The organism is Corynebacterium sp. p3-SID1194, assembly GCF_025144155.1.
Lineage (GTDB): Bacteria > Actinomycetota > Actinomycetes > Mycobacteriales > Mycobacteriaceae > Corynebacterium.
In genome coordinates, this window is sequence record NZ_JALXWY010000001.1 from 427,059 (window position 1) to 442,214 (window position 15,156).

At 64.0% G+C, this 15,156-nt stretch carries 16 protein-coding genes and 2 pseudogenes; 9 read left to right on the plus strand and 9 right to left on the minus strand.

Annotated elements, in window-relative coordinates; all coding sequences use genetic code 11:
• Positions 1-5 precede the first annotated feature (5 nt).
• The 3 genes from nadC to M3G19_RS02065 are packed head-to-tail and all read left to right on the plus strand — an operon-like array spanning position 6 to position 2,338.
• Positions 6-863 carry a carboxylating nicotinate-nucleotide diphosphorylase gene (gene nadC, locus M3G19_RS02055; RefSeq protein ID WP_259900197.1) on the plus strand — a complete coding sequence of 286 codons (858 nt, stop codon included), beginning with the start codon at positions 6-8 and terminating at the stop codon, positions 861-863.
• Between the two features lie 30 nt (positions 864-893).
• Positions 894-1,454: a hypothetical protein gene (locus M3G19_RS02060; RefSeq protein ID WP_259900198.1), complete on the plus strand. Its 561-nt coding sequence runs from the start codon at positions 894-896 to the stop codon at positions 1,452-1,454.
• A complete protein-coding gene (locus M3G19_RS02065; RefSeq protein ID WP_259900199.1) occupies positions 1,454-2,338 on the plus strand; it encodes a PrsW family intramembrane metalloprotease in 885 nt (294 codons plus the stop codon). Before M3G19_RS02060 ends, M3G19_RS02065 begins: the two co-directional genes overlap by 1 nt.
• Before the next feature lie 17 nt (positions 2,339-2,355).
• On the opposite strand, the gene M3G19_RS02070 is transcribed toward M3G19_RS02065, so the two are convergent.
• The 7 genes from M3G19_RS02070 to M3G19_RS02100 all read right to left on the minus strand — a co-directional run bounded on the left by M3G19_RS02070 (position 2,356) and on the right by M3G19_RS02100 (position 9,255).
• Positions 2,356-2,937, minus strand: coding sequence for a GNAT family N-acetyltransferase (locus M3G19_RS02070; RefSeq protein ID WP_259900200.1), 582 nt, complete (start codon positions 2,935-2,937; stop codon positions 2,356-2,358).
• A complete protein-coding gene (locus M3G19_RS02075) occupies positions 2,934-3,863 on the minus strand; it encodes an NAD-dependent epimerase/dehydratase family protein (RefSeq protein ID WP_259900201.1) in 930 nt (309 codons plus the stop codon). Before M3G19_RS02075 ends, M3G19_RS02070 begins: the two co-directional genes overlap by 4 nt.
• A gap of 20 nt (positions 3,864-3,883) precedes the next feature.
• Positions 3,884-4,915: an ATP-dependent 6-phosphofructokinase gene (locus tag M3G19_RS02080; RefSeq protein ID WP_259900202.1), complete on the minus strand. Its 1,032-nt coding sequence runs from the start codon at positions 4,913-4,915 to the stop codon at positions 3,884-3,886.
• Between the two features lie 40 nt (positions 4,916-4,955).
• Complete coding sequence (locus tag M3G19_RS02085; protein ID WP_259900203.1) at positions 4,956-6,305, minus strand: MFS transporter; 1,350 nt, start codon at positions 6,303-6,305, stop codon at positions 4,956-4,958.
• Positions 6,259-7,740 carry an Asp-tRNA(Asn)/Glu-tRNA(Gln) amidotransferase subunit GatA gene (gene gatA / locus M3G19_RS02090; protein ID WP_259900204.1) on the minus strand — a complete coding sequence of 494 codons (1,482 nt, stop codon included), beginning with the start codon at positions 7,738-7,740 and terminating at the stop codon, positions 6,259-6,261. The genes M3G19_RS02085 and gatA overlap by 47 nt, the downstream gene beginning before the upstream one ends.
• On the minus strand, positions 7,740-8,048 hold the full coding sequence (gatC, locus tag M3G19_RS02095) for an Asp-tRNA(Asn)/Glu-tRNA(Gln) amidotransferase subunit GatC (protein ID WP_210572216.1): 309 nt from the start codon (positions 8,046-8,048) through the stop codon (positions 7,740-7,742). Before gatC ends, gatA begins: the two co-directional genes overlap by 1 nt.
• Before the next feature lie 67 nt (positions 8,049-8,115).
• A complete protein-coding gene (locus M3G19_RS02100; RefSeq protein ID WP_259900205.1) occupies positions 8,116-9,255 on the minus strand; it encodes a cytochrome P450 in 1,140 nt (379 codons plus the stop codon).
• A gap of 85 nt (positions 9,256-9,340) precedes the next feature.
• On the opposite strand from M3G19_RS02100, the gene M3G19_RS02105 reads away from it, so the two are divergent.
• Both M3G19_RS02105 and M3G19_RS02110 read left to right on the plus strand, forming a co-directional pair.
• Entirely contained in the window at positions 9,341-10,015 is a 675-nt protein-coding gene (locus tag M3G19_RS02105; RefSeq protein ID WP_259900206.1) for an amino acid-binding ACT domain protein, read from the plus strand.
• Positions 10,016-10,133: 118 nt separating this feature from the next.
• Positions 10,134-10,442 carry a DUF4333 domain-containing protein gene (locus M3G19_RS02110; RefSeq protein WP_259900207.1) on the plus strand — a complete coding sequence of 103 codons (309 nt, stop codon included), beginning with the start codon at positions 10,134-10,136 and terminating at the stop codon, positions 10,440-10,442.
• On the opposite strand, the pseudogene M3G19_RS02115 reads toward M3G19_RS02110, so the two are convergent.
• Positions 10,414-10,737, minus strand: a pseudogene (locus tag M3G19_RS02115) (BRCT domain-containing protein); the annotation flags it as partial. The gene M3G19_RS02110 and the pseudogene M3G19_RS02115 overlap by 29 nt on opposite strands.
• A 335-nt stretch (positions 10,738-11,072) precedes the next feature.
• On the opposite strand from M3G19_RS02115, the gene M3G19_RS02120 reads away from it, so the two are divergent.
• Genes M3G19_RS02120 through M3G19_RS02130 form a run of 3 tightly spaced genes read left to right on the plus strand, consistent with a single transcriptional unit; the run spans position 11,073 to position 12,879 of the window.
• On the plus strand, positions 11,073-11,561 hold the full coding sequence (locus M3G19_RS02120; protein ID WP_259900208.1) for a helix-turn-helix transcriptional regulator: 489 nt from the start codon (positions 11,073-11,075) through the stop codon (positions 11,559-11,561).
• Complete coding sequence (locus M3G19_RS02125) at positions 11,561-12,616, plus strand: serine hydrolase (RefSeq protein WP_259900209.1); 1,056 nt, start codon at positions 11,561-11,563, stop codon at positions 12,614-12,616. Before M3G19_RS02120 ends, M3G19_RS02125 begins: the two co-directional genes overlap by 1 nt.
• A complete protein-coding gene (locus M3G19_RS02130) occupies positions 12,613-12,879 on the plus strand; it encodes a hypothetical protein (RefSeq protein WP_259900210.1) in 267 nt (88 codons plus the stop codon). Before M3G19_RS02125 ends, M3G19_RS02130 begins: the two co-directional genes overlap by 4 nt.
• Before the next feature lie 13 nt (positions 12,880-12,892).
• Here the strand turns inward: M3G19_RS02130 and ligA are convergent, their stop codons facing one another.
• The gene (gene ligA, locus M3G19_RS02135; RefSeq protein ID WP_259900211.1) at positions 12,893-14,938 is read right to left on the minus strand and encodes an NAD-dependent DNA ligase LigA; all 2,046 of its coding nucleotides are present in this window, start codon (positions 14,936-14,938) and stop codon (positions 12,893-12,895) included.
• A gap of 91 nt (positions 14,939-15,029) precedes the next feature.
• Between ligA and M3G19_RS02140 the strand changes: the two are divergent.
• Positions 15,030-15,156, plus strand: a pseudogene (locus tag M3G19_RS02140) (IS6 family transposase); the annotation flags it as partial.

The following is a 15,156-nucleotide window of genomic DNA, read 5'->3' on the forward strand; positions in this document are numbered from 1 at the left end:
ACCAGATGAATCCACCGCTGAATAAGGACACCACGCTGCGTCTCATCCGCCTCGGCCTCGAGGAAGATTTCGCGCACGGACCCGACGCAACATCGGAGGCGACTGTCGACACCGATGCCCTGCTCACAGCCCACGTGGTCCCGCGCGCAGCGGGCGTGGTCGCCGGACTCGACGCTCTCGTGTGGACCATGCACGAGGTCTCCCCCGACATCCAGGTCGAAGTCCACGCATCCGACGGCGACCAGGTCGCACCGGGCGAGCGTCTCGGCACAGTCACCGGCCCGGCGCGTGCGGTCCTGTCGGCGGAACGCACGGCGTTGAATCTGCTCACCTACGCCAGCGGCATCGCCACCCGCACCCACGAGTGGACCCAAGTGCTTGCAGGAACCGATGCCAAGGTCCGCGACTCCCGCAAAACCCTGCCCGGCTACCGCGACTTAGCCAAGTACGCGGTGCGATGCGGCGGCGGAGTCAACCACCGGATGAGCTTGGGCGATTCCGTGCTGATCAAGGACAACCACGCCGCCAGTGTCGGCAGCGTCGCAGAAGCCTATCGACGTACCTCCGAGACTTTCCCCGATCTGCCCCGCGAGGTGGAAGTGGATGACCTGGATCAGCTCGAAGAGGTCCTGGCATTCGCCCCGGATCTGGTGATGCTGGATAATTTCGGGGTGGAGGGGACGCGGGGGGCCGTCGATAAGCGGAATGCTCTTTCGCCAGAAACGTTGCTGGAATCCTCGGGCGGTTTGACGCTCGACCGCGCCCGCGCCTACGCGGAGACCGGCGTGGATTTTCTCGCGGTCGGCGCGCTCACGCACTCGGTTGCCATCCTCGACATCGGACTCGACGCCGTACAGCAGTGATAGCCGCCGTCATGTATCGTGATCGGCGTTATGAATGATTTGAAATCCTCCCGAGCACCCGTTGTGCTCGGGCTTATTCTTTTATTCCTCGTCGCCGCCGCCCTGGTCTTTCCGCGCGTTGTCGACGCCACCACGACACCCGAAGAGTCCCAGGTGCCCGACAACCCTGTGGAGTTGGGCAGCATTGGCGTGCCCGACGAGAACGGCGGGCAGCTTGTGTGCAGCAACCCGTCGGGCTTCGCGGAAAGCACGAAGACGTGGGATTGCGATTCGACGCGCATTCTTGGCCGCTCCGAACCGGCACCCAACAACGCAGAGAAAGCCCTCGCCCGCTTCTACCGCAGAGTGACACTCGACCGGAACGTGGAAACCGGCAACGTCGAGTCCCCGCGTGAAGGCGTGCATGTGAAGCGCACCGAGGCAGACGCCGAACGCACTCTCGTGGCCGTCTCCATTGCCGACGGGCAGACCACCCGCTACTTCTCTTTCGGCGGGGACGACGCAGAAGAGCTCGCCCAGCGTTTGATCGACTCCGCTGACGTGAACACTGATAGATCCGCTGACGATTCCGAGGAAACGGAGGGCGACTAGTGACCGACAAAATGAACCTCATCCTCCGCATCGCAGGAATCCTGATCCTCCTCGCCTCCGCTGTCTGGTCGGCTATCTACTTCAGCCAGCTCCCCTTCAACGCAACGATCGCGGCAATGAGCGCATTGCACGGGGCGTTGTGGTTACTGCTGGCGTGGCTTCTGCTGCGCAACCACCCGGGTCGCCCTGTTCATTCCTCTCCCGCCTTCATCTTCGCGGGGTTCGTCTCAGGTATGGCTCTGTGCGCCCCTTCAGTGACCACGAATGAATCCATCATCGCCTTCAAGGATTGGCTGGGCTTGGGCAGTTTGGAATTCACTCTGCTGACCCCCACAGCCGAGGAGTTATTCAAATTCGCCACGGTGTTCATCCTGAGCACCATGATCTTCCGCATCCGCCGCCCCATTGAGGCCGTGACCATCGCGATTGCCGTCGGTTTCGGCTTCGCGGCGCTGGAGAACGCCACCTACATCTTGAAAGCGGCGCTCGACAACCTCAACTCCGATGTCGAGGGCTCGCTCATGGGGTATGCCGCCCGGACCGTCCCTGGACCATGGGGCCACTCGCTCTACCTCGGTCTCTCGGCATGGGGCCTCGGCGTCTTCTTGTGCCGCACGGACAAATCCCTCGGCTGGCGCATCGGCCAACTGGTCATCTGGTACTTCCTCGGATTCGCCATTCACTCGTTCTTCAACGCTTCAACCGAGCTACCCGGCGAGATCGCCCCGCTGGTGGCGTTGATCGCGGTCATTGCGTTCACCTGGATCGGCGGAATCTGGCTCTACCTACGCACCCGCAAGATCGGCCGCCGAGACATCGCGGAGACGACTGAGGGGACTGAAGTCGCAGCTTCCGCACCGACTGTTGAGGAAGCTTCAGCCTGAGAAGCCAGGCAGCGGTCTTAAGCTCGCAGTCGCGCCTCGAGCGAGGTCTTCACCTCGGGCCACTCGGTGTCCAAGATGGAGTAGACGCACGTGTCGCGCACAAGGCCGCTTTTCAAGATCTTGTGGCGGCGCAGCACTCCGTCGAGCTTGGCGCCGAGGCTCTCGATGGCCGCGCGCGACTGGCGGTTCATGAAGTGGGTGCGGATCTCCACGCGCAAGCAACCGAGGTCGTCGAAAGCGCGCTGGAGCATGAGCATCTTTGCCGCCTTATTGAACGGCGCACCCTGGGCCTCTTTGGTGATCCACGTCGACCCGATCTCGATGCTCCGGTTCGCGGGATCAGGGTGGAAGAACGTGGTCACGCCGATGGCGTTGCCGGCCGGGTCGACGATCGCCCACGGGGCGCGCTCGCCGCGCTCCTGATCGGCGAGGTTCTTCTCAATGTATTCCGGCACGCCGCCAGGCGTGGGAATGTGGTCCTGGTACCACAGGTCACACAAGTCCCCGACGGCTAACGCCAGAGCCGCCGCATGATCGAGGCTCAACGGTTCGAGAGTGACCCACTGGTTGCTCAGGGTGGGGTTATCGCAAAAATTCACTGCGTCCTCCGGAAATAGTCGACGGTCCGTGCCACGCCTTCGTCGAGGCTGACGGTGGGCTCCCACCCGAGAACCTCCCGTGCACGGGCATAGGAAAGGGCGGAGCGGGGGACGTCGCCAAGCCGTGGGGGGAAATCTTCCGGCGTATCGGGCGCACCCGCATGTTTCGCTACCAAGCTGTGCAGCTCGCGGTCGGTGGTCTCCACTGAGGTGCCGATATTGAAGCGTGTGCCGTCGCCGCGCTCACCCGCCGCGAGAACGAACGCGCGCGCAACGTCGCCGACATAGACGTAGTCACGGGTATTCGTTCCTCCGCCGAAGATCTTCGTCGGATTGCCGCGCAGGAGATTCTCCGCGAAAATCGCCACGACCCCGGCTTCGCCGTGCGGGTTCTGCCGCGGGCCGTACACATTCGCCGGCGCGATGAAACTCGCTTGCATTCCGTACAGGTGGCGGTAAATGCCCAGGTATTGCTCACCAGCGAGCTTCGACGCGGCATACGGCGAGTGCGGATCGACAGGGAAGGACTCGTCGACCGGAAATTCGCTCGGTGCGCCGTAAATCGACCCGCCGGACGAGGTGTGCACGATCTTGCGCACGCCAGCCTTCCGCGCGGCTTCCGCGACATTGATCGTGCCCAGAATATTCGCCTGCGCATCGAGGATCGGGTCTTCGACGGATTTGCGCACGTCGATCTGCGCGGCGAGGTGGAAGATCACTTCAGGAGCAAGCTTATCGACGACGTCTCCTAGCCCCTTATCCCCCACGTCCCCCTCGACGAGCTCCACTGCAGTCTGGTGGCTGATGTTTTCGAGCCGCCCGCTGCTCAAATTGTCCAGCACGGCGACCTCGTGGCCTGCCATGACGAGCTGATCGACGAGATGAGATCCAATAAAGCCGGCACCGCCGGTGACGAGAGTGCGCACGCCGTGATTCTAACCGACGGCTATCCGAACATAGACCGCGCGGTCCGAATGCGGCGCTCAGGCACGCGCTTGAGGTTCTCCACCGCGTCGGCAAGCGGGACGAGCGTGATGTCCTCGCCGCGCAGCGCGACAGTCATACCGAAATTGCCCTCGTGCGCCGCGCGAGCCGCATGCACGCCGTAGCGGGTAGCCAGCACGCGGTCGTACGCCGTTGGGGTGCCGCCGCGCTGCGTGTGGCCGAGCACCGTTGTGCGCACGTCGTAGCCCAGGCGGCGGTGAATCTCGTCGCCGATGATCTGGCCCATGCCCTTGAACGTCTTGTGGCCGAACTCGTCCTCTTCGCCAAGGCCCGCGTCCATCGTGCTTTCCTTCGGCACTGCACCCTCAGCCACGACGATGATGCCGTATTTCTCCCCCATCTGGAAGCGGCGTTCCATCGCCTTGCAGATGTCCTCGATATCGAAGGGGTCCTCCGGGATGACCGTGTAGTGCGCGCCGCCGGCCATGCCCGCGTGCAGTGCGATCCACCCAACGTGGCGGCCCATGACCTCGACGATAAGGATTCGGTTGTGCGATTCCGCAGTGGTGTGCAGCCTGTCGATCGCGTCCGTGGCCACCGACACCGCGGTGTCGAAACCAAAGGTGTAGTCGGTGGCGTTGACGTCGTTGTCGATCGTCTTCGGCACGCCGACCACCGGAATGCCATTGTCTGAGAGCCACTTCGCACCCTTGAGCGTTCCCTCGCCGCCGATCGGGATCAACGCGTCGATGCCCGCGTCTGCGAGATTGCTCTTGATCTGGTCGATGCCCGCCTTGAACTTATCCGGGTGCAGGCGGCCGGTGCCCAGAATCGTTCCGCCGCGCAGCAGAATCGAGTCGATGAATGCATCGTCGTACAGGTCCTGGCGCAGGTCGTCCATGAGTCCCACCCAGCCGTCCTGATAACCGACGACAGTGGAACCGAACTCCGAGCTAGCAGTGCGGACAATGGCGCGGATGACAGCATTGAGACCGGGGCAATCGCCGCCGGAAGTGAGTGTGGCAAGACGCATGGGACCCAGATTAGCGTGATTGGGCGGTGCTGTCCGGCTCTCAGGCCGTCGCCGAGCTTCGAGCGCGCAGCGGAACCGACGCGAGTGCGCCGACGAGCATCGCTCCTAGCGGCAGCGCCACCGCCCACCCGGCGGTGTCCGCGATCTCCCCACCGGCCAGCACCATGCCGACGAGCGCGACACCGAGCACGCTGCCCACCTGCCGCGCCGTGTTATACAGACCCGAGGCGGCGCCAGTCTGGTGCTCCGCGATACCCCGCATCGTCACCGCCGCATTCGGCGCCCACACGAAGGCCCCGCCGATGCCGAGCAGCGATGTGACAGCCATGAACCACCACACCCCCGCCGACGCCTCGATCAACGCGATCGCCAGCCCCAGGCCCGCCGCGCAGACCGTGAATCCGGCGATGCAGAGCTTGCCCGGGTCGCGCCTATCCGTCAGGTACCCGGCGACTGGGGTGAGCACGAGCGCGAAGACCGACATCGGCGCGGTAATCAGACCGGAAGCCGTGGGAGATGCGCCAGCGACGGTCTGCAGCCAGTACATCAGCGGAATGAACATCGACGCGACGGTGAACCCCATCGCCGCCACACCCACCGCGCCGAGGGCGAACGACCGGTCGCGCAGAAGCTCCACCGGTAAGAAGCCGTGGTCCCCCCCGTTGCGCGCCGCCACAACGAGCGCCACAAGCGAGACCACACCTAAGACGACCACGATCCACTGCCCGAACTGGATGCCGTAGACCAAGCACCCGAGCCCGCCGAACGACAGCAGCACAGGGACCAGATAAACCCGCTGCTGCCCCGCCGGGAGCTTCGGTAAGGCGGCAAGTCCCGCGACCAGCGCAGCTGAACCGAGAGCCGCCTGCACGAAAAATGCCGCACGCCAGCCGGAGAATTCCGCGATTGCGCCACCGGCTACCGGCCCGATGAGCGAGGCGACCGAGCCGATCACGCCCCACACAGCGAATGCGCGCCCCTGTTTATCCTCGCTGAAAACCCGCGGAATCAACCCGAAAGCTTGCGGCAGGAAGACCGCGGCACCGAAACCCTGCAGGCCACGCGCGGCCACGAGTGAGCCGAACGACCACGACGCGCCCGCAAAGACGAGCGCGGCGACATAAACCGCCAACCCGATCAGGAAGACCCGGCGCTGCCCGTAGGCGTCGCCAAGCCTGCCCGTCGCGGGCATGGGTGCCACGGTACACAGGAGGTACACGCTGGTCAGCCACACCGCATCGCCGACGTCGAATGGCAGCAGCGGAGTGATCACGGGCATGAAGCCCTGATCGATCAGAACCAGAAAATACCCCGCAGCGAGCGCTGCGAGGGTATTCCAGGGATTAACGGCGGGCTTCAAAAGCGGCAGCCACGCGGTAAAGACGCTCATCGGCGAATGCCGGAGCGATGAGCTGCAGGCCGACCGGCAGCCCCGTGTCGGAGGCGGTGCCCGCCGGAACGGACATGCCCGGCAGACCAGCCAGGTTCAGCGGCAGCGTGAACAGGTCGAAGTTGTACATCGCCAGCGGGTCGTCGACCTTGTCGCCGAGCTTGAACGCCGTGGTCGGCGTCGCCGGGCCGGCGATGATGTCCACCTGCTCGAAGGCCTTGGCGAAGTCCTGCGCCACGAGCGTGCGGATACGCTGCGCCTGCAGGTAGTACGCGTCGTAGTAGCCGACAGACAGGGCGTAGGTGCCCAGGATGACGCGGCGCTTGACCTCTTCGCCGAAGCCTTCGCCGCGGGTGAGCGCCATGACTTCCTCGGCAGAGTGCTTTCCGTCGTCACCGACGCGCTGGCCGTAACGCATGCCGTCGAAACGCGCGAGATTCGAACTGACCTCGGAGGTCTGGATCAGGTAGTACGCACCCATGACGTGGGCGAAATTCGGGCAGTCAACCTCGACGATTTCTGCACCCTGGGATTCCAGTTGCGCAATCGCCTTATCGACGGCCTCTGCCACCCCACTTTGCGTTCCCTCGCCACCGAATTGCTTCACGCGTCCGACTTTGACACCGGTGAGGTCGCCGGAGGCACCCTCGCGGGCCGCGGCGACGACCGGGCTGACCGGACGGTCGACGCTGGTGGCGTCGAATTCGTCGTGGCCAGCAATGACCTCGTGGAGCAATGCGGTGTCGAGCACGTTATTCGCGCACGGGCCGCACTGGTCGAGCGAAGACGCGTTGGCGATCATGCCGTAACGGGAGACCGCGCCGTAGGTCGGCTTCACGCCGACAGTGCCGGTCAGGGACGCCGGCTGGCGGATCGAACCGCCGGTGTCGGTGCCGATGCCCAGCGGGGCCTGGCCCGCAGCGAGTGCTGCGGCGGTACCGCCGCCGGAACCACCCGGGGTGCGGTCCAGGTCGTGCGGGTTGCGGGTGACCTTGTAGGCCGAGTTCTCCGTCGAGGAGCCCATGGCGAACTCATCGAGGTTGGTCTTGCCCAAAATCGGGATGCCAGCTTCACGGATCTTGGTCACGATCGTCGCGTCGTACGGGCTCATGTAGCCCTCGAGCATCTTCGATGCAGCCGTCGTCGGCGCATCAGTGGTGACAAAGAGGTCCTTCAGCGCCAGCGGCACACCCGCCAGCGGGGAGGCCGGAGCTTCGCCTGCCTTCACAGCGGCGTCGACCTCGTCGGCCGTCTTCAGCGCTTCCTCGGCACCGACGTGGAGGAAGGCACCGATGGTCTCATCGGTCTCGGCAATGCGGTCCAAGAATGCCTGGGTGACCTCGCGGGAGGTCACCTCACCGGCCTGGATCTTCTCCGCCAGGACATGCGCCGGCAGACTGGTCAAGCCTTCTGCAGGAATGGTGTAGTCGGCCATTAGTCTTCCTCCCCCAGGATCTGCGGAACCATGAAGCGGTCATCCTCCACCTCGGGCGCCTGGTCGAGGGCCTGCGCCTGGGTGAGGGTGGTGCGCTGGACGTCGTCACGCATTGCCGCTTCCACGCTGTGCGGGTGACTCATCGGCTCAACGCCTTCGGTGTCCACTGCCTGCACTGCGGAGACGGCCTCCACGATGGTGTCCAGCTGTCCTGCGAGCTGGTCCAGCTCCTCGTCGCTGACGGCGATGCGCGCCAACCGCGCGATGCCTGCGACCTCCTCGCGGGAGATTCCTGAGGCTTCAGCCACGTTGTCCCACCTTCTTCAATCCTCGGGTTGCGGTTAACGCGCCTTATCTTACGTCACGCCGCCACGCTTACCCGCGAGCGGTAAGACGCACCGGTAGCGATGCCCAGCCGCCCACCGGATGGATCTCGCGCTCCCCCTCGCCCGCGTGCGAAAGCTCCACGGCTGCGCACAACTCTTCGGTGAATGCCTGCAGTTCGATCATCGACAGTTCTTTGCCGGGGCACGCGTGCGGGCCGGCGCCCCACACCAGGTTCTGCGCGGCGTTCGCGTCCGAGTCGAAGCCGTCGACATCGGCGAAGGTGTCCGGGTCGCGGTTGGCGGCCGTCCAGTGGATGCGCACTTTCTGCCCCTCCGGCAGCTCGACATCGCCGAGGGAGACCGGGCACGTGGTGACGCGACGGTTGCTCACGAACGGGGAATCCGCGCGCAGGATCTCGTCGGCGATCGCCGTGAATTCGGCACGGGAGACACCCTGCCCCAAACGGTCCTTCAGCTCTGGGTGCTCGATCAGCGCCTCGATAATGACGCCAATGCAGTACGCCATAGAGCTCAGATCGCCGGCAGTCCAGTTACGCAGCACGGAGACAATCTCTTCGAATTCCAGCGGGCGACCGAGGCTCTCGTCGCGCACGAGGCGTGACGTGACCGAATCATCGGGGTTCTCAAGCAACGGCGCGACGACGGAGCGGATGATGTCGTCGAAACGCTCCGCGACCGCGGCAGTGCGCTCAAGCTGTCCGGAACGCGTCGCCGCGTTATTGTCCGCGACCCACGCGACGAGTTCGTCGTTGATGTCTTCCGGCCAGCCCAGCCATGCCGTCATCGCGCGCACCGCGTACTGCGCGCCGATGTCGCCGACCGCATCGACGGTCTCTTTCGCAGCCGCGTCGCGGATGATCTCGCGGGCTAACTCACGGAAGTCCGGCTCGAGATGCTCGACTGCCGGCGCGTCGAGGTATTGCTCGATCATCGCGCGGACCTTGGTGTGCTCCTCACCGTCAAGGCCGTTGGGCAACTGCATGAACCGCGACACTGCGGAGGAATAGCGCTGCGGGTCTTCGGCCACCTCGCGGGCGAGGTCGTGTCCGGCGACGACGACCTCGTCGCCGTCCTTTGCCACCTTCGTGCCTTCGCGGAGAAGATTGTCGCCGTACGCCCGGGGTTCAGTCCCTGCAAGCGCGGTTTCTAGCAGTTCATCGGTATGCAATTTCTGCCTCCTATCGAAAGCGCGTTCAGTCCATCACCCGATGGTACGCCCGCGCCCGGTACCCCTCATTGCTATAAATAGGGCCATGTCCTACCTGATCCGCGTCGTCCTCCCCGACACCCCCGGCAGTCTCGGCGAGCTCGCCGAGGCCTTCGGCATGCTCGACGCGAATATCAAGTCCGTCGACATCGTTGAATCGACCTTCGCCGACGAAAAGGCCGTGGTCACTGACGATATCGTGGTCGAGCTGCCCACCGGAACCATGGTCGATTCACTCATCACCGCCGCCGCGTCCGTCGACGGCGTCGAGGTCGATTCGATCCGCCCGTTCACCGGCCGCGTCGACCGCCGCGAGCAAGTGCAGATGCTCGCCCGCGTCGCCAACCAGGTACGCGACCTCCCCGCCGCAATGCAGGAGCTCGTCTCCGTCATGCCCCTTGCCTTGACTTCCTCGTGGGCCATCGTCTTGCGCGACACAGGTGATAGCAGCGAGCGCGTCGCCGCGTCCCAGGCAGCACCGGGAGACGACGGTTCAGCGCCCGTGCTTATCGACGTCTCCGAGGCCCGCATCCTCCGCGACGACACCGACACGTGGGTACCCGAATCCTGGTGGATGCTCGATTCCACCTTGGCCGTCACTCCCCTGGCCACGACCGGCCTATACATGGTGGTCGGCCGCACCGGAGGCCCCGACTTCCTCGCCTCCGAGGTCACACACATCGGCGACCTCGGCGCTATTGTCGGTGCTCTCGTCCGGTAGAAGACGCGTAAGCTACCGCATCCATCTGCAATTTTCGCCCGCGGTGATCGGCCGTTCATGCTTACTATGAACAGGGAAACTCTCTCCCCCAAACACACCTCACACCATGGAGTCGAAAATGCGCACCAGCTTCGCCACCCTTGTCATCGTCGCTGCTCCCCTCCTCACACTGACCGGCTGCTCGTTCACGCAGTCCATTGACCAGTCGGAGGTCGAGACCCAGATTTCCGATAGCCTCGAGGAGCAAGTCGGCCAGCGCCCTGATTCCGTCGAGTGCCCGGGCGATCTCGATGGCGAGGTTGGCGCCACGATGCGCTGTACGCTGACCGCCGGAGACACGAAGATCGGTGTCGACGTCGAAGTCACCAGCGTCGAGGGCAACAAGGCGGAATTCGACATCAAGGTCGACGACCAGCCGATGCAGTAGCAGCCCGGCGCGTTCTAGTCTGCTTTCCGGTCTCCAGCAGCTGCTCGAACTGGGCTTCGCCCAGAATCGTGATGCCCAAGTCCCGGGCCTTCTGCTCCTTCGAGCCGGCGTTCTCACCGACAACGACATAGTCGGTCTTCTTGGACACAGACCCCGACGCCTTACCTCCGCGCGTGAGGATCGCCTCCTTGGCGGTCACGCCAGCAGCGGCCCACTTATCGACGATCTCCACGTGCCAGCCCACCTCGAACCAGTCCTTGAAGGATTCGGCGATGATGGTGCCCACGCCGTCACTCCCCTGGACATGACCGGCCTATACATGGTGGTCGGCCGCACCGGAGGCCCCGACTTCCTTACCTCCAAGGCCACCCACACCGGCGACCTCGGCGCCATTGTCGGCGCGTTGGTGCGTTAGGCCCGCTCCCAGGAGCCACCACCCCACACAAGCGATTTCAAAGCGCGCTCCGGCGCGCTTTTTCATTGCTGCAACACCGAGCAGCTCAAGAATCCTCGACAGTTATAAAAGTATTTTATATTATTGGAACTGTGGACCAGCAGACTTCTACATTTTCTCAAACTTATTCCAGTGTTTTGGAACGGCTCGGGGCTCTCGAGGGGCGCGTCGCGGCCTTGGAATCCCAAGCATCATCGTCCGGCAGCACCTCCCCGCTCACCCGCGCCACCGGCGACTACTGGGTCGTCGACGGAGTAGAGGCATCCCGGCCGCAAGCTGGAGCGCAGGCTGGAACAGATAACGGGCCAGATAGTGGCGCGCTCGTCTTCGGAGGTTCCGTCCGTATCAACGGCCGCGAATACGCGTACCAGTGGCAGCGCGAAACTGATTATCTGCTGGACCACGAATGGGACGAGTACACCGAGCGAATCGCCGCTATCGCGCACCCTATCCGCGGAGCGATCCTCCGCCGGCTCCTCACGAAACCTGCCACAGTCGCGGAACTCGTGGAGGAAGCAATAGTTTCTTCCACCGGCACCGGCTACCACCACTTGGGGGCCCTGCAGGACGCGGGGTGGGTCGCCAAGCTCAACGGCCACTTCGAGGTGCGCCCCGCCCGCGTCGTCCCACTGTTGACCATCATCGCAGCAGGAGAAGATCACTGATGACTACTAAGCAAAACAACCGCAACCACCAAAGGCATTTCGGTCCCGCAGCGCTTGTCGTCGCCGGGGTCGCCGCTCTCGCGACACTTTCATTGCTCATCGCTTTCGGGCCCCGCCCCATCGCGTTGGCAACGCAGCATACCGGCGAGGAAGAAACCTCCACGCTGTTGGAATCAGGCGCCGATCCAGGCTCCAACGAGCTCGCCGCTTTCATCAGCGAAGACGGGGAGGTCCGCTTCGGCGGGCTGGGTGCAGACGAGAACACTGAGTTTGAAATCGGCTCTCTCACCAAGACGTTCAACGGCGAACTCGCCCGCCAGCAGATCGAGGCTGGCACCCTGCGCCTCGACACTCAAGTCCAAGACATTATTGACGCCGCCGGCACGCCCATCGCTGATGTCACCGTCGAAGAGCTTCTCAACCACACATCCGGATTGTCGCGGCTCGAAAGTCTCGGTCTCCCGCAGTTCCTCTCCATGATGGTGCGCGACGGCGGGAACCCGTACCGCGGAGATACCCCAGAGGATATTTTCACTGCTGCCACTAATCCGAAGTTGAAACTAAAGGGCCGCGGCGAGGAGAACTACTCCAATTTCGGCCATGCACTGCTCGGTCAGTTGCTCGCCAAGAACGCAGGTATGAGCTACGACGAGCTCCTTCGCACGAAGATCCTCGAACCCGCCGGCATGACTTCGACGTTCCTCGCCTTGCCCGGAACCGCCGACGGTCATCCGCAGGGACTTACTTTGGCCGGCCGTCCCGCGGAACGGTGGGAAATGAATGGCTGGGCGCCCGCTGGCGCGATTCGCTCCACTGCCAAGGACATCGCGAAGTACGTCGACTGGATCTCCGCGCACGGTGGCCCGGATCTCGGCTGGGCTGAGTTGGAGGACGACGGAACGGCATACACCTTCCACAACGGCGGCACCGGGGGCTACAGCACGATGCTCGTCTGGGACCCGGCGAATCCCCGGCGCGCCGCCTTCGTGGCCAATTCCAGCGAAGCGAGCGTCGATGACCTCGGCATTACTCTGTTGAAAGGAACCCAGCGATGATCAATTTGCTACTCACGATCGCTATTCTCGCGCTCGCAACGTTCACTGCGGTGCGCGGAGTGCGCTCCCCCATTGTCGGGCTTATCGACGCCGTCTTCACCGTCCTCATCGTCTTCCTCCTGGCCCGCGGAATGAGCTGGAATACCGACTTGCCCGTATTTGTGTGGTGGTTGCTCGCTCTCTGGGGCGCAGCCCTCGTCGGGTTCCAGGCTGCCCGTGTGGCGGCACGCCCACAGAGCACCGGTGAGCGCCGCACCGGCTAAACGCGATTGCCCACTACACCACGCCGGTCTCCAGCAGCTGCTCGAACTGGGCTTCGTCCAAAATCGTGATGCCCAAGTCCCGGGCCTTCTGCTCCTTCGAGCCGGCGTTCTCACCGACAACGACGTAGTCGGTCTTCTTAGACACGGACCCCGACGCCTTACCTCCGCGCGTGAGGATCGCCTCCTTGGCAGCATCGCGCGAGTAGTTCTCTAAGGTGCCGGTGACCACGACGGTCAGGCCCTCAAGCGTTTGGGGTGCGGCGTCTTCGACGTCGTCTTCCATGGTCACGCCAGCAGCGGCCCACTTATCGACGATCTCTACGTGCCAGTCCACCTCGAACCAGTCCTTGAAGGATTCGGCGATGATGGTTCCCACGCCGTCAGTCTCCGCGAGCTCCTCCACCGAGGCCGCGCGCAGCGCGTCCATGGATTTATAGCGCGCCGCCAGTGCACGTGCTGCCGTCGGGCCGACGTGGCGGATCGACAGCGCCACGAGCACCCGCCACAAGTCCGTGGTCTTGCGCTCCTGCAGGTTTTTCAAAAGCTTCTTGCCCGACGCATTGATCTGCCCGTCTTTCCGCGTGTACGTAGACGACTTTTCTACGTCGTCGGAGGACAGCGAGAAAAGGGTGGATTCGTCGATAAGCACGCCCGATGCGATGAGGTCGTGTGCGCCCTTCTCGCCGAGCGCCTCGATATCGAACGCCCCGCGCGAGGCGATGTACTCCAGGCGTGCGCCGAGCTGCGCCGGGCACGAGCGGGTATTCGGGCAGCGCCAGTCCGCGTCGCCCTCTTTCGCGGGCGCGAGCTCCGTGCCGCACGCCGGGCAGTCCTTCGGGAAGACGAATTCTCGTTCGGTGCCGTCGCGCAGATCCGCAACGGGGCCGAGCACCTCCGGAATGATCTCGCCGGCTTTGCGCACCACGACCGTGTCGCCAATGAGCACGCCTTTGCGCTTGACCTCCGTCTGGTTGTGCAGCGTGGCCATCGACACGGTCGAGCCTGAGACGAACACCGGCTCCATGACCGCATACGGCGTCGCGCGGCCCGTGCGCCCGATGGAGACCTCGATATCCAGCAGCTTCGTGGTCACCTCCTCCGGCGGGTACTTATACGCGATCGCCCAACGCGGCGCGCGCGAGGTGAAACCGAGCTGACGCTGCGACGCGATGTCGTCGACCTTGATCACCACGCCGTCCATCTCATGGATCGCGTCGTGGCGGTGGTCTGCCCAGTAGCTCACTGCGTCCTGGACGTCCTGGGCGGTCTCCGCGCGCTTGGTGTACTCGCTGACCGGCAGCCCCCACGACGCGAGCTTCTCGTACGCGTCATGCTGCGTGGCGAATTCAACGCCCTCGCGCGCGCCGATACCGTGGCAGATCATGCGTAGCTTGCGCTTGCGCACCGCCTCTGGATCCTTCTGCCGCAGGCCTCCTGCAGCCGTGTTGCGCGGGTTCGCGAAAGGCTTGCCGCCTTCCTTTTGCCGCAGCTCGTTGAGCTCTGGGAAATCCTCCGGGCGGATGAACACCTCGCCCCGAACCTCCACCAGCGCCGGCACATCGCCCGTCAGCTCATGCGGGATGTCCTCGATGACCTTCGCGTTGGCGGTAATGTCCTCGCCGACCCGGCCGTCGCCACGCGTAGCCGCACGCACGAGCGTGCCGTTCTCGTAGACCAAGTCGATCGACAGCCCGTCGATTTTCAGCTCCGTCAAGTACGGCCCCGGCGTCTTCGCCAGCCAATCCGCGAGCTCCTCGGCTGAGAACACATTGTCCAAGCTCGTCATCGGCTCGAGGTGCTCGACGTCCGCGAACGCCGTATTCGCCGTCGGCGCGCCGACCTCCTTCGTCGGTGAATCCGGAACGGCCAGCTCCGGGTGCTCCTCCTCGAGTTTTTGCAGCGCACGGAACATCTCGTCGAATTCCGCGTCAGTGATCACCGGGTCGCCGTTGTAATACAGATCCCGGTGGTGGCGGACCTCCTTCGCCAGGTCAGTCCATTCGCGGAGGAGGTCCTTGTCCACGGTGCCGTCGTTCGCAGGGGCGTTGTTCTCAGTCACAGGGTTCCAGTTTAGAGCCGTGCCCATTAGATTGGGTGGTGCTGTTGCAAAGTTGGGGCAGTAGGAAGAGCGACGTGAAATAATCACAGCCATGGGTATCTTCTCCGGTCGTCATTTCCCCCGTGACATCATTCTGTGGGCAGTGCGGTGGTACTGCCGCTACGGGGTGAGCTACCGCGATCTGGAGGAAATGATGACCGAGCGGGGCGTGCCGGTCG

Excerpts from the sequence above, each read along its gene's own strand:
- nadC (WP_259900197.1), top strand. The coding sequence starts at position 6 with ATGAATCCACCGCTGAATAAGGACACCACGCTGCGTCTCATCCGCCTC.
- M3G19_RS02110 (WP_259900207.1), top strand. The coding sequence starts at position 10,134 with ATGCGCACCAGCTTCGCCACCCTTGTCATCGTCGCTGCTCCCCTCCTC.
- M3G19_RS02080 (WP_259900202.1), bottom strand. The coding sequence starts at position 4,915 with ATGCGTCTTGCCACACTCACTTCCGGCGGCGATTGCCCCGGTCTCAAT.
- M3G19_RS02085 (WP_259900203.1), bottom strand. The coding sequence starts at position 6,305 with ATGAGCGTCTTTACCGCGTGGCTGCCGCTTTTGAAGCCCGCCGTTAAT.
- gatA (WP_259900204.1), bottom strand. The coding sequence starts at position 7,740 with ATGGCCGACTACACCATTCCTGCAGAAGGCTTGACCAGTCTGCCGGCG.
- M3G19_RS02105 (WP_259900206.1), top strand. The coding sequence starts at position 9,341 with ATGTCCTACCTGATCCGCGTCGTCCTCCCCGACACCCCCGGCAGTCTC.
- M3G19_RS02125 (WP_259900209.1), top strand. The coding sequence starts at position 11,561 with ATGACTACTAAGCAAAACAACCGCAACCACCAAAGGCATTTCGGTCCC.
- M3G19_RS02130 (WP_259900210.1), top strand. The coding sequence starts at position 12,613 with ATGATCAATTTGCTACTCACGATCGCTATTCTCGCGCTCGCAACGTTC.
- M3G19_RS02060 (WP_259900198.1), top strand. The coding sequence starts at position 894 with ATGAATGATTTGAAATCCTCCCGAGCACCCGTTGTGCTCGGGCTTATT.